This window comes from Cypionkella psychrotolerans, assembly GCF_001294535.1.
In the GTDB taxonomy this organism is placed as follows: domain Bacteria; phylum Pseudomonadota; class Alphaproteobacteria; order Rhodobacterales; family Rhodobacteraceae; genus Cypionkella; species Cypionkella psychrotolerans.
Window position 1 is genome coordinate 1 of sequence record NZ_LGIC01000034.1, and the last position, 11,967, is coordinate 11,967.

An 11,967-nucleotide genomic window follows, 5' to 3' on the forward strand; every position below is an offset into this window, starting at 1 on the left:
AAGCTACGGGCCACACAAGACAATCTACAACCGTTTCATCCGCTGGAGCGAGTTGGGCGTGTTCGGACGCATCTTCCTGGAACTGGCAAAAGGCGGCGGCGAGACAGCCGAGTTGATGATCGATGCCACTCACCTGAAGGCGCACCGCACAGCAGCCAGCCTGCTCAAAAAGGGGCTCTTCCCCGGTATATCGGACGCACCAAAGGCGGGTTGAACTCGAAGCTGCACGCTGTCTGCGACAGCGAAGGCCGCCCGCGCAGCCTGTTTCTGACCGCAGGCCAAGTCAGTGACTACACCGGGGCGGCGGCCTTGCTGTCAAGCCTGCCCCCGACGAAGGCGCTCCTTGCCGACAAGGGCTACGATGCCGACTGGCTGCGAGACGCCCTTGCAGATCGGAAGATCGAGGCCTGTATCCCATCAAAATCCAACAGGAAAATCCAGACACCGCACGACAGACTGCTTTACCGCAAGCGGCACAAAATCGAAAACATGTTCGGCAAACTCAAGGACTGGAGGCGTATCCACACCCGCTACGACCGCTGCGCCCACACTTTCATGTCAGCCATCGCCATAGCAGCCATCGTCATCTTCTGGATATGATCAATGAGTCCTGAGCCTAGTTCAAAGGAGGCATTCGATAAATGGGGAGAAGGATATGCATACTATTGGGCGACTTATTTTCACGATGAGATATTAAGAACACTCCGCCATGAAGTGTCTGGTTCGGATGACATGACCCGTGATGCGGAGTCGGTTGAGCGTTTGGCACTAGATTCTCGTCGAGCCCAGCTAAATATTCGCTCGTCTCTTGAGCAGGCAGGGCTACCCTCCAGCCTGATCAAAACAGATGAAAGTGCCACAAATATACAAAAATGACTGACGATGAATTGCCCATGAAGCAGCCCCAACAGTGTTAGCGATCTCGTGATCGAGTTTGAATCGCGAAGTGAATCCCATCCTACAAGTTTTCTGTTGCCCGGAATCAAGGCGCTTTAGCGCCGCCGGGCCGCGCCCGACCTCCCCCTGGGAGGGCGCGTTTGCAGCGGGGCCAGCAGAATTTCTGTGGGAGGGGTTGAGGCATAAAGCGCATAGAACGGGTGTTGGTGCGCCGTCCCGAGGTCGGGCGCGGCCCTGAGTTGCGCATCTTGACCTTGTGCGTTTACGGACCCGTGCTAAGCTTTGCCGATGACAAAACCTCATTCCCATCTGTGGCCCGGCGTGCCTTTGGCGCTTGGGGCGGCTATTTTGTTCGGGGCCTCTGCGCCGTTGTCGAAACTGCTGATGGGATCGGTGGACCCGTGGCTTTTGGCGGGGATTTTGTATCTGGGCGCGGGGACTGGGTTGGCTTTGGTGACATGGGGGCGGCCACTGATTGGGTTGCCCAGCGCCGAGGCTAAGTTGCAGCGGTCTGATCTGCCGTGGCTGGCGGCTGTGGTGCTGTTTGGTGGGATGCTGGGGCCATTGTTGTTGATGCTGGGGCTGTCGCGCAGCTCGGCAGCTTCGGGGGCGTTGCTGCTTAATCTCGAAGGTCTGGCAACGATGGCGATCGCTTGGGTGGTGTTTCGCGAGAACGTTGATCGGCGGTTGCTGATTGGCGCGGGGGCCATTCTGTGCGGGGCAGTGTTGTTGTCTTGGAATGGCCAAAGCTTTCGGTTGGATATGGGCGGGCTGTTGATTGCTGGGGCGTGCCTGTGCTGGGGCATCGACAATAACCTGACGCGCAAGCTGTCCTCGGCTGATCCGGTGCAGATCGCGATGATCAAGGGGCTGGTGGCGGGCTGTGTGAATTTCGCGCTGGCGTTGTGGCTTGGCGCGGCGCTGCCCGATGCAAGGTTTTTGGCGGCGGGCGCGGTTGTTGGGTTTCTGGGCGTTGGGGTCAGCCTTGTGATGTTCATGTTAGGGCTGCGGCACTTAGGAACCGCGCGGACGGGCGCGTATTTCTCGCTGGCACCGTTCATCGGGGCTGTGCTTGCTTTGGTGCTGTTCAACGAGTCGCTTACGGTGTCGCTGGTGGCTGCGGGGGTGCTGATGGCTTTGGGGCTTTGGCTGCATCTTTCAGAGCGGCATGACCACACGCATGATCACGAAGCGTTGGAGCATGATCACCTGCACAGTCACGATGCTCACCATCAACACGCGCATGACGGCGCGATCACCGAGCCGCATTCACATTGGCATAGGCATGAACCGATGCGGCACAAACATCCGCATTATCCAGATTTGCACCATCGGCACAGCCACACGGACACTGCGTCTTAGCGCGCGGAGCGAGTGAAGCCCATCCCAGACGTTAGGACGGTTGGTTCAGGCCTGCTCGCCGCGCTCGATCCGCAGGAAGTGTTGCAGGCGGGGGTTGTCGTCGCTGCGCGATTGCGGGCGTTGGTGCAGGATGCGGGGGGCTGTCGGGGATTGGCTGCGCTCAAGGCGCAGGAAGTTTTGCAAACGGCCGCCCTCGGATGCGGTGCGGTGATCGGCGAGGTGTTTGGTCATCGGGGCCTCCTGATGCGATATGGCTTGGGTGCGCGGAGGGTAACACGGATCGGGCGGCGGCCCTAGCGTTTGGAGGGAGGGGGCGCGGGGAATGGCCTATGGCGCGGTGGGGTGGGGAGGAACCCCAACCTACGCTTGCCGATGCTTGATCCGCCCGGTTCTGAACGCGCGCGCGGGGGGGGGGGCGAGGTGGGATGCCTCCGGCGGGGATATTTTTGCCAAGATGAAAGCCGGGGGTTGCGCGCAGGATTGACCGAGCAGTTTGACGGGTGTGACGCGGGGCATTTTGGCGGGTGCTTAGCGCTGGCAAAAATCTGCTTGGCGAGCGCGAAAGCTGTGCTAGCCTTCGTGCAGTTTGACGGCAGATTTTCGCGACCTTTCTTAGACCTTCGATTTTGGAGCGCTCTGATGATTACTTTGCGCATGGGCAGCCATGACCCTCATGTCGTTTTCCTGCAACGGATGTTGAACAATGCTTTGGTGCATGACCGCTCGATTGCGGTGCTGGACGAGGATGGCGCTTTTGGCCGTCTGACCGATGCAGCTCTGCGGCGGTTTCAAAGCACCTATACTGGGCCGGTCGGGCGGTTGGTGCCGGATGGGGTGGCGGGGCCTTTAAGCTGGCGCGCCTTGGGGCTGGTGACGGAATTGGTGCATCCGCTGCCGGTGATCGGGCAAAGTACCGGGATGACCTGCTGGGTGGTGTCGGGGGGGCTGGCCTCGGGGCGGATGACCAGTGCGATACCGGGGCAGGCGCAGTTTGACCCGGTGACGCCGGATGGCAATGGCGGCGGCTTGCGGCCAGATATGGCCAATCTGGAACTGTATGCGATTTCCTTGGGGATGCGGCTGGTGCGGCAACCTCCGGCAGAGATTGAGGGGCTGGAGCCGTATCTGCGGCGCGGGCCGATCATCATGTGCGGCAACTGGGTGAATGGCGGCGCACATGCGGTGGTGATCAGCGGCTATTACTCGGGCCCAGTGGCGTTTACCCGGATGATCCGGGTGAACAACTCGCTTCCCGTGGGGCGCGGGGCGTTGGAGGTGACGGATTATCCGGGGATGAAGCTGAGCGGCAATTTCATCACCGCCTTTGCGCTGATCGTGCGTTAGGGGGCGTCGCTGCCGGGGCCGAAGCGGCGCGGCGGGGTGGGAATGTCGGCGGTTGTGCCGGTGGCAAGCAGGCTTTGCGCGGTGGTGCTGGCTTGGGTGGTGAGTCTGGCCCATGTCAGGTCGGATTGCAGGATTATGGCGGTTGCGATCAGGCCGGGGATGATCAGCACGGACAGGTTCAGCAAGATGCCGAACGGCTGTTTGCGGGTTTTGTGGCGCAAGCGGTGTTGGGCTAATTTCGCGCCGATCCAGCCGCCCAAGGTGGCGAGGATCAGCAGGCTACGCTCCGGGATACGGCGTTCGGCGCAGATGGCACGGGATTTATCCACGGCGAAGGCGGCATAGGCGAGGACATTGGCCAGCAGGAGATAGGCGGCAAGGCAAAGCGCCGCAAAACCTGTGGTGCCGGGGGTGAAGATGTTTGTGATCATGCGCCGGGTGTAGCGGGGGATCATGGCAGGATTTCGGCGTTATGAGGCCCAATTCCTGCCAGTGTCGCTAAAGCGGATCGCGGCGCAACGGGGCGGTCGAGCAGTGCAGGCCGCCGCCGTTTTTCTGCACGGCGCCATAGGGTAGCGTTGTCCAAGTGACACCATGGGCGGCGAGGCGATCCAGCGTGCGGTTGCTGGCACCTTCGGGCATCAGGAGTTTACCCGGCGCTACGGCGAGGGAGTTGTTGATCCACGGATCATCGGCGGGGTCGATCTCGATGTATTTGATGCCGCGGGCGGTGAGTTGTTCGAGGAAGCTGAACGGCAGGCCCATCGGGTTGAGCAGCGCGAGGTCGCGGTCGATCATCAGGAACGAGACATCGAGGTGGATGTCATAGCCGGTGAGTTCGACGATCAGCAATTCTACGCCTTGGCGGCGCCGGACTTCGCCGACCTGTTCCGCGCCTTCACGGTTGACGCGGACGCCGATGCCGATGCCGATGCCGATGGCGCAGGTTTTCTCATTCAGCCACGCGAAACTGCCGCCCTCCATCACGCCGGTGCCTGAGATGGTGCGCAGGATTGGCACGCCGATACGGGCGAGGGTGCGGGTGGTGGCAAGTTCTTCGCCGCGCCGGATGCGCGCGCCCATCCGGCAGATGATCGCACCACCTTTGACCATGATGAACGGGTCGCGGGTGTAGACTTGTTTCAGGCGGATGCCTGCGTCGCCGTCGAGGTAGTAGACCTCAACGCCTTCGGCTTGCAGTTTGGCTGTGAAAGCGTCGTGTTGGGCTTGCATCAGGGGCCGGTCGGGGAGGCTGTCGGATTGGAAATACCAACCGACGGCGGGGTCCCCGTAGGAGCCGATCTCGGGCAGGCGATGCGCCGGATCAACCACGTTCATCTCGGGGCCGGGGCGGTGCATCAGGATCGAGCGGATGCGGCCTACGTCATTGTCGAGACCTCAGACGGCTCCCCAGCTCGCCATCAATTTGGCGGGATCTTCGAAGGGTGGCTCGGCCCCGGCGGCGAAATGCTTGACGGTTTGGGTGTAGATCCAGTGCGGGTTTGACATTTGCGACTCCGTTGGGGTCAGACGGCGGAAAAGCCGCCATCGACGAACAACTGCGTGCCGGTGACGAATTCGGCGTCGTCGGAGGCGAGGTAGAGGGCGGCGCGGGCGATGTCTTCGGGTTGGCCGAAGCGCCCCTGAGCGGCTTTGATCGCGGTGTCGGAGGCATCAACGCCCAGTGCGGTGAGTTCTTTGACTTCGCGCAAGCCGTGCGGTGTCTCAATAAAGCCGGGGCAGACGGCGTTACAGCGGATGCCTTTGTCGCGGAATTCGACCGCGATGGCGCGGGCGAACATGTGGCATGCGCCCTTGGTGGCGTCGTAGAGCACTTCCATTGGCGTCGCGTAGACTGCCGAGATTGACGAGGTGCAGACGATGGAGCCCTTGCCTTGTTCCAGCATCATTGGAAGGACGGCGCGGGTCATCAGGTACATGGATTTCACGTTCACGTCGAACAGCATGTCCCAATCTTCTTCCTCGGTTTCAAGGAAGGGTTTGATAACGATAGTTCCGGCGTGGTTGAACAGCACGTTGACCGGGCCGAGTTGGGCTTTGACCACTGCGACGGCGGCATCGACTTGGGATTTTTGGGAGACATCGGCGGTGGCGAACATGGCGCGGCGGCCTTGTTGCACCAGATCGAAGGCGAGGGCTTGGCCTGCATCGACGTTGCGGTCGATGATGCCCACCGCAGCGCCTTCGGCGGCGAACAGGCGGGCGGCTGCGGCACCGATGCCGGTAGCTCCGCCCGAGATGATTGCGACCTTGCCTTTTAGCCGATCCATATGTGCCCCCTGCCCTGTTGGCCGCAGCCTAGCAGGGCAAGGGGCGCTTTCAAGCGGTTAGACGAGGGTGGTGGTCACTTCGACATTGCCTTTGATGGCGTTCGAATAGGGGCAGATGAAATGGCCACGGTCGACGATTTTCTGCGCGGTTTCGCGATCGACGCCGGGCATCGACACCGCCAGCGCCACTTGGATGCCGAAGCCGCCTTCGGCGCGCGGGCCGATGCCGACGGTCGAGGTCACGGTGGCGTCAGCCGGGACGGTGCCGAGTTTCTCAGCGCCCGCGACGAAGCGCATCGCGCCGAGGTAGCAGGCGGCATATCCCACAGCGAAAAGCTGCTCGGGGTTGTTGCCCGCACCCGTGCCGCCCATTTCTTTCGGCACGGCCAAGGTGACAGCGAGCGCGCCGTCTTTGGTGGCCGATTTGCCATCACGGCCGCCGCCAGTTGCGGTGGCTTCGGTGGAGTAGACTACTTTCGTCGGCATGATGTATCCTTTGCGATTAAATCGTGTGCGATGTATTTAGCCCGAGTCGGTGTTTGCGTCAACCCTCATAGGTCGGCGCTTAGGTTAATGCTTTTCGGGCGCGGTGGTTCCCGCCGATCTTGTGAATTAATCGCGTGCGATCTATCTTGCTGGAAAGGAGTATCGCCATGGATGAGAAAGCTGCCGCCCTGCCCGTTGCCGAGATGATCTGCTTTTCGCTGTATTCGGCGACGCACGCGATGCAGCACGCTTATAAACCTTTGCTGGAGGCGCTCGGGCTGACCTATCCGCAGTATCTGGTGCTGGTGGCGCTGTGGGCCGAGGATGGTCAGACGGTGGGGCAACTTGGGGCGGCGTTGCAGTTGGAAAGTAACACGCTGACACCGCTTTTGAAGCGGATGCAGGTGCAGGGGTTGGTGCTGCGCGCGCGCGACGCGCGGGACGAGCGGCAGGTGCGGGTGTCGCTGACCGAGGCCGGACGCGGGATGCAAGCGCGGGCTGCGGCTATTCCGGGCTGTATCCTGGAGAAGTCCGGCATGACGCTGGCGGCGCTGACGGCGCTGCGCGATCAGGTCAACAGCCTGCGCGACCAGTTGCGCGCGGATTAGGTGGGCAGGTTTGCATGGGGCCGAGCCGCCGCAGGGGTCCGGCGGCTCGGTTTTGCTTGCTTACGGGGTGGTTGGCGCGGGTGCCGTGCCGGTTTGCGGGGCGATGATGGCGCCCTCACCGGGGGCTGGTGTCACGGGCACTTGGGTCGTGGGTGCGGACTCAATCTGATCTTGCGGCGCGGGCGGATCGGATTTGGCGGATTCTTCAAACAGCCAATACAGGATCAGCGCGACACCAAACACCACAACCAGTGCCATGCCAATCAGCGGGCCACGGTGACGGCGCGCCTGTTTCTCGATATTCGTGTTCGGAGCGGACATCGGGTTTCCCTTCTGATGAACCATTACAGAAGGGTAACGCAGGAGGGCGGCTCTTGTTCCCAGCAGGGGTTATGGGGGTTTCACACCCCCACGCGGGTTTGTGCCAAACCCGCTTCCCCCGTGGGATACTTGAGCGCAGAGGATGATAATTTTAGTCAAATTTGCAGGGTCTTTGCAGGACCGGCGGGTGGAGCGTCCGGTCCTGCGAAGGGGTTGGGTCAGTTGCCCAAGATGGTGGGCAGGCGCAGGCCTTGGGCCTTGGCGTGGTCGATAGCGGTCTCGTAGCCCGCATCGGCGTGGCGCCAGACGCCGGAAGCCGGGTCGTTCCATAGCACACGTTCGAGGCGTTTGGCGGCATCATCGGTGCCATCAGCTACGATCACCACGCCGGAGTGTTGCGAGAAGCCCATGCCGACGCCGCCGCCGTGATGCAGGGAAACCCAGGTGGCCCCGGAGGCGGTGTTGACGAGGGCGTTCAGCAGCGGCCAGTCGGAGACTGCATCCGAGCCGTCCATCATGCTTTCGGTCTCGCGGTTGGGCGAGGCGACAGAGCCTGAGTCGAGGTGATCACGACCGATGACGATGGGGGCTTTCAGTTCGCCAGACTTCACCATCTCGTTGAACATCAGGCCGGCGCGGTGACGATCGCCCAGACCGATCCAGCAGATGCGGGCAGGCAGGCCTTGGAAGGCAATGCGGTCGGCGGCCATATCCAGCCAGTTGTGCAGGTGCTTGTTTTCCGGGAACAGTTTCTTCATCGCGGCGTCGGTTTTGTAGATGTCTTCCGGGTCGCCGGACAGGGCCACCCAGCGGAACGGGCCGATGCCTTTGCAGAACAACGGGCGGATGTAGGCGGGGACGAAACCGGGGAAGGCGAAGGCGTTCTCCAGACCTTCTTCGAGGGCGACTTGGCGGATGTTGTTGCCGTAATCTAGCGTTGGCACACCTGCGTTCCAGAAATCAACCATCGCGGCGACATGGGTGCGCATCGAGGCGCGGGCGGCTTTTTGCACCGCTGCGGGGTCGGTTTCCTGTTTTGCGCGCCATTCGGCGACGGTCCAGCCCTGCGGCAGATAGCCGTGCAGCGGGTCGTGGGCCGAGGTTTGGTCGGTGACGATATCGGGGCGGGCGGTGCCCGCCTTCATGCGGCGGACCAGTTCGGGGAAGATATCGGCGGCGTTGCCCAGCAGGCCCACCGATTTGGCTTCGCCCTTGGCGGTCCATTCGGCGATCATCGCCAAGGCTTCGTCGAGGGTATGCGCTTTGGCGTCGACGTAACGGGTGCGCAGGCGGAAATCGATGCGGGTTTCGTCACACTCCACCGCCAGACAGCAGGCTCCGGCCATCACAGCCGCCAGAGGCTGTGCGCCGCCCATACCACCCAGACCACCCGTCAAAATCCATTTGCCTTTCAGGCTGCCGTTGTAGTGCTGGCGGCCCGCTTCGGCGAAGGTTTCATAGGTGCCTTGCACGATGCCCTGTGTGCCGATGTAGATCCACGAACCCGCGGTCATCTGGCCATACATCATCAGGCCCTTTTTATCGAGGGCGTTGAAATGGTCCCAAGTCGCCCAATGCGGCACCAGATTCGAGTTGGCGATCAGCACGCGGGGGGCGTCTTTGTGGGTGCGGACGACGGCGACGGGGCGGCCGGATTGCACCACCAAGGTCTCATCGTCTTCAAGGTCTTTCAGCGTGGCGACGATGCGGTCAAAATCGCCCCAGGTGCGGGTGGCGCGACCGATGCCGCCGTAGACCACCAGCTCATGCGGGTTTTCAGCCACATCGGGATGCAGGTTGTTCATCAGCATCCGCATGGCGGCTTCGGTCTGCCACGATTTCGCGGTGATCTCGGTGCCGGTGGCGGGGTAGATGTCGCGCATATTGTGGCGGGAATTGTCGAGCGGTTTGTTCATGTCAGCCTCGGGTTACAAGGTGGGAAGGGTGAGGGCGGAGGCTTGGGCCAAGGCTCCGGTGGCGATCAGATTGGCGGCGGCGATCAGATCGGGGGCGAGGTAGCGATCATCGCCGAGGGTGGCGACTTCGGTGCGCAGGCGGGCGACGACGGCTTGCAGCGGGGTAGAGGTTTGCAGCGGGGCGCGGAAATCGACGCCTTGGGCGGCGCAGATGGCTTCGACGCCGAGGATGACGTTGAGGTTTTGCACCATTTTGCCAAGGCGGACAGCGCCGTGCGCGGCCATGCTGACGTGATCTTCTTGGTTGGCAGAGGTGGGGGTGCTGTCGGTCACGCAGGGCATAGCAATGTGTTTGTTTTCACTCATCAACGCCGCCGTGGTGACTTCGGCGATCATCAGGCCCGAGTTGAGGCCGGGGCGCGGGGTCAGGAACGGCGGCAGGTTGAACGACAGCACCGGATCAACCATCAGGGCGACGCGGCGTTGCGCGATGGCTCCGATTTCTGCGAGGGCTAGGGCGATCATGTCGGCGGCGAAGCCCACCGGTTCGGCGTGGAAGTTGCCGCCAGAGACGATCAGGCCAGCCTCGGTCAGCACAAGAGGGTTGTCGGTGGCGGCGTTGGCCTCAATTTCCAGTGTTGTCGCGGCTTGGCGCAGCACGTCCATCGCGGCACCCGTCACCTGCGGCTGGCAGCGGATGCAATAGGGGTCTTGCACGCGGGCGTCGCCCTCGATGTGGCTTTCGCGGATTTCGGAACCGGCCAGCAATTCGCGCATGAAGGCGGCGGCTTCGATCTGGCCTGCGTGACCGCGCAAGCTGTGGATTTCGGGTTGCAGCGGCGCGGTGGAGCCCATGATGGCGTCGGTCGAGAGGGCCGACGTCACCAGTGCAGATTGCGCGGCGTTCCAGCCGTCGAACAGGCCCGCGAGGGCGAAGGCGGTGGAGAATTGCGTGCCGTTGATGAAGGCGAGACCTTCTTTCGGGCCGAGTTGCAGGGGGGTCAGGCCAGCGGCGGCGAGGGCTTTTGCCCCCGGCAGGATCTGGCCTTGGTATTCGGCTTCGCCTTCGCCGATTATGACTGCGGTCATATGGGCAAGTGGGGCGAGGTCGCCGGAGGCCCCGACGGAACCTTGGGCGGGGATCTGGGGGGTGACGCCTTTTGCCAGCATGGCTTCGAGCAGTTCGACAAATTCCCAGCGTACGCCGGAAGCTCCGCGGCCAAAGCTGAGCAGTTTCAAGACCATCAGCAGGCGGGCGTGGCGGCGGGGGATCGCTTCGCCGACGCCGCAGCAATGCGACAGGATCAGGTTGCGTTGCAGGGTGGCGGTGTCTGCGGGGGCGATACGCATGCTGGCGAGTTTGCCGAAACCGGTGTTGACGCCGTAGACCGGGGCGTCGCCTGCTGCGGCGGCTTTGATCGCGGCGGCGGCGCGTTCGATGCCGGGCTTGGCGGCGCGGTCGAGGGTGACGGGGAGTTCGTCGCGGTAGATGCGAACCAGTTGTTCAAGGGTGGTTTGGCCGGGAGTTAGGATGAGTGCGGTCAAAGCGCGCCTCCGATGATGCGTTGATGAAGGGGGTTGAAGCCGATGCGATAGGCGAGTTCGGCGGGGTGGGATGCGTTCCAGACGGCGAGGTCGGCGGTTTGGCCGGGGGCTAGGGTGCCGTGGGTGGGTAGGCTTAGGGCGCGGGCGGCGTGGGTGGTGGCCCCGGCGAGCGCTTCGGCAGGGGTCATGCGGAACAGGGTGCAGGCCATGTTCATCGCGAGGAGGAGCGACGACATCGGGGAGGAGCCGGGGTTCATATCGGTGGCGACGGCCATCGGGACGTTGTGTTTTCTAAGCAGCGCGATGGGGGGCATTTGGGTTTCGCGCAGGGTGTAGAACGCGCCGGGCAGGATCACGGCAACGGTGCCGGATTTGGCCATGGCGATGACGCCTGCTTCGTCGAGATATTCCAGATGGTCGGCTGAGATGGCGTTGAAGCGAGCGGCGAGGGCTGCACCGCCAAGGTTGGAGAGTTGCTCGGCGTGGAGTTTTACCGGGATATTCAGGGCGTGGGCTACGGTGAACAGCCGCTCGATTTGGGCGGGGGAGAAGGCGATGCCTTCGCAGAAACCGTCCACCGCATCGACAAGGCCTTCGGCATGGGCGGCGTGCAGGGCGGGGATGGCGACTTCGTCGATATAGGCGTCGGCGCGGTCTTTGTATTCGGGGGGAATGGCATGGGCGGCGAGGAAGCTGGTTTTGACGGTGATCTGGCGCAGGGTGCCGATTTCACGGGCGGCGCGGAGCATGCGGAGTTCGGTTTCTTGGTTCAGACCGTAGCCGGATTTGATTTCGATCACCGCAACGCCTTCGGCGATCATGGCATCGACGAACGGCAGGGCTTGCGCCACCAGATCGTCTTGGGACGCGGTGCGGGTGGCTTTGACGGTGGAGATGATGCCGCCGCCCGCCCGCGCGACTTCTTCATAGCTTGCGCCCTGAAGCCGCATTTCAAATTCAACGGCGCGGTTGCCGCCGTGGACGACGTGGGTGTGACAGTCGATCAAAGCGGGGGTGATCAGGCGGTCGCCCATGTCTTTCTGCGGCAGGTGGGCGTGTGCGGCGGGGAGGTCAGCGCGGGGGCCGACCCATGCGATTCGGCCTTCGGACAGCACCAAAGCCGCGTCTTGGATCAGGCCATAGGGATCTAATTTTCCCTGCATCGTGGCGGCTTGCAGGCCAATAAGGGTGATCGGG

13 protein-coding genes and 1 pseudogene are annotated in these 11,967 nt (G+C 62.6%); 5 read left to right on the forward strand and 9 right to left on the reverse strand.

Going from position 1 to position 11,967, the window contains the following annotated elements; all coding sequences use genetic code 11:
• The 3 genes and pseudogenes from AKV04_RS07695 to AKV04_RS07700 form a co-directional block, all read left to right on the forward strand.
• Positions 1 to 600, forward strand: a pseudogene (locus AKV04_RS07695) (IS5 family transposase); the annotation flags it as partial.
• Positions 601 to 603: 3 nt separating this feature from the next.
• A complete protein-coding gene (locus AKV04_RS26110; RefSeq protein ID WP_156317415.1) occupies positions 604 to 876 on the forward strand; it encodes a hypothetical protein in 273 nt (90 codons plus the stop codon).
• A gap of 309 nt (positions 877 to 1,185) precedes the next feature.
• Positions 1,186 to 2,259, forward strand: a complete 1,074-nt coding sequence (locus tag AKV04_RS07700; protein ID WP_054005883.1) for a DMT family transporter — start codon at positions 1,186 to 1,188, stop codon at positions 2,257 to 2,259.
• Between the two features lie 45 nt (positions 2,260 to 2,304).
• Here AKV04_RS07700 and AKV04_RS07705 read toward each other — a convergent pair whose 3' ends face one another.
• Positions 2,305 to 2,490 (reverse strand): hypothetical protein, encoded by a 186-nt coding sequence (locus AKV04_RS07705; RefSeq protein ID WP_054005884.1) that lies wholly within the window; start codon positions 2,488 to 2,490, stop codon positions 2,305 to 2,307.
• A gap of 408 nt (positions 2,491 to 2,898) precedes the next feature.
• Between AKV04_RS07705 and AKV04_RS07710 the strand changes: the two genes are divergently transcribed.
• Positions 2,899 to 3,603, forward strand: coding sequence for a peptidoglycan-binding protein (locus tag AKV04_RS07710; protein WP_202905581.1), 705 nt, complete (start codon positions 2,899 to 2,901; stop codon positions 3,601 to 3,603).
• Here the strand turns inward: AKV04_RS07710 and AKV04_RS25440 are convergent.
• From AKV04_RS25440 to AKV04_RS07730, 4 genes are all read right to left on the reverse strand, one after another.
• Entirely contained in the window at positions 3,600 to 4,058 is a 459-nt protein-coding gene (locus AKV04_RS25440) for a DUF1294 domain-containing protein (RefSeq protein ID WP_235815573.1), read from the reverse strand. The two genes, AKV04_RS07710 and AKV04_RS25440, sit on opposite strands and share 4 nt — an antisense overlap.
• 43 nt (positions 4,059 to 4,101) lie before the next feature.
• Positions 4,102 to 4,962 (reverse strand): dimethylarginine dimethylaminohydrolase family protein, encoded by an 861-nt coding sequence (locus tag AKV04_RS07720; protein ID WP_202905582.1) that lies wholly within the window; start codon positions 4,960 to 4,962, stop codon positions 4,102 to 4,104.
• Positions 4,963 to 5,129: 167 nt separating this feature from the next.
• A complete protein-coding gene (locus AKV04_RS07725; RefSeq protein ID WP_054005886.1) occupies positions 5,130 to 5,894 on the reverse strand; it encodes an SDR family NAD(P)-dependent oxidoreductase in 765 nt (254 codons plus the stop codon).
• A gap of 57 nt (positions 5,895 to 5,951) precedes the next feature.
• Positions 5,952 to 6,380: an organic hydroperoxide resistance protein gene (locus tag AKV04_RS07730; protein WP_054005887.1), complete on the reverse strand. Its 429-nt coding sequence runs from the start codon at positions 6,378 to 6,380 to the stop codon at positions 5,952 to 5,954.
• 167 nt (positions 6,381 to 6,547) lie between these two features.
• Between AKV04_RS07730 and AKV04_RS07735 the strand changes: the two genes are divergently transcribed.
• Complete coding sequence (locus AKV04_RS07735; protein ID WP_054005888.1) at positions 6,548 to 6,988, forward strand: MarR family winged helix-turn-helix transcriptional regulator; 441 nt, start codon at positions 6,548 to 6,550, stop codon at positions 6,986 to 6,988.
• 60 nt (positions 6,989 to 7,048) lie between these two features.
• On the opposite strand, the gene AKV04_RS07740 is transcribed toward AKV04_RS07735, so the two are convergent.
• The 4 genes from AKV04_RS07740 to hutI all read right to left on the reverse strand — a co-directional run bounded on the left by AKV04_RS07740 (position 7,049) and on the right by hutI (position 11,933).
• Positions 7,049 to 7,309, reverse strand: a complete 261-nt coding sequence (locus AKV04_RS07740; RefSeq protein ID WP_054005889.1) for a hypothetical protein — start codon at positions 7,307 to 7,309, stop codon at positions 7,049 to 7,051.
• A gap of 218 nt (positions 7,310 to 7,527) precedes the next feature.
• A complete protein-coding gene (gene hutU / locus AKV04_RS07745) occupies positions 7,528 to 9,225 on the reverse strand; it encodes a urocanate hydratase (protein WP_054005890.1) in 1,698 nt (565 codons plus the stop codon).
• A gap of 12 nt (positions 9,226 to 9,237) precedes the next feature.
• Complete coding sequence (gene hutH, locus AKV04_RS07750) at positions 9,238 to 10,770, reverse strand: histidine ammonia-lyase (protein ID WP_054005891.1); 1,533 nt, start codon at positions 10,768 to 10,770, stop codon at positions 9,238 to 9,240.
• The gene (hutI, locus tag AKV04_RS07755; RefSeq protein WP_054005932.1) at positions 10,767 to 11,933 is read right to left on the reverse strand and encodes an imidazolonepropionase; all 1,167 of its coding nucleotides are present in this window, start codon (positions 11,931 to 11,933) and stop codon (positions 10,767 to 10,769) included. The genes hutH and hutI overlap by 4 nt, the downstream gene beginning before the upstream one ends.
• Positions 11,934 to 11,967 lie beyond the last annotated feature (34 nt).

Bases quoted from the DNA above. Each gene is read 5' to 3' on its own strand.
- AKV04_RS26110 (WP_156317415.1), top strand. From the start codon at position 604: ATGAGTCCTGAGCCTAGTTCAAAGGAGGCATTCGATAAATGGGGAGAA.
- AKV04_RS07700 (WP_054005883.1), top strand. From the start codon at position 1,186: ATGACAAAACCTCATTCCCATCTGTGGCCCGGCGTGCCTTTGGCGCTT.
- AKV04_RS07705 (WP_054005884.1), bottom strand. From the start codon at position 2,490: ATGACCAAACACCTCGCCGATCACCGCACCGCATCCGAGGGCGGCCGT.
- AKV04_RS07710 (WP_202905581.1), top strand. From the start codon at position 2,899: ATGATTACTTTGCGCATGGGCAGCCATGACCCTCATGTCGTTTTCCTG.
- AKV04_RS25440 (WP_235815573.1), bottom strand. From the start codon at position 4,058: ATGATCCCCCGCTACACCCGGCGCATGATCACAAACATCTTCACCCCC.
- AKV04_RS07720 (WP_202905582.1), bottom strand. From the start codon at position 4,962: ATGCACCGCCCCGGCCCCGAGATGAACGTGGTTGATCCGGCGCATCGC.
- AKV04_RS07725 (WP_054005886.1), bottom strand. From the start codon at position 5,894: ATGGATCGGCTAAAAGGCAAGGTCGCAATCATCTCGGGCGGAGCTACC.
- AKV04_RS07730 (WP_054005887.1), bottom strand. From the start codon at position 6,380: ATGCCGACGAAAGTAGTCTACTCCACCGAAGCCACCGCAACTGGCGGC.
- AKV04_RS07735 (WP_054005888.1), top strand. From the start codon at position 6,548: ATGGATGAGAAAGCTGCCGCCCTGCCCGTTGCCGAGATGATCTGCTTT.
- AKV04_RS07740 (WP_054005889.1), bottom strand. From the start codon at position 7,309: ATGTCCGCTCCGAACACGAATATCGAGAAACAGGCGCGCCGTCACCGT.
- hutU (WP_054005890.1), bottom strand. From the start codon at position 9,225: ATGAACAAACCGCTCGACAATTCCCGCCACAATATGCGCGACATCTAC.
- hutI (WP_054005932.1), bottom strand. From the start codon at position 11,933: ATGCAGGGAAAATTAGATCCCTATGGCCTGATCCAAGACGCGGCTTTG.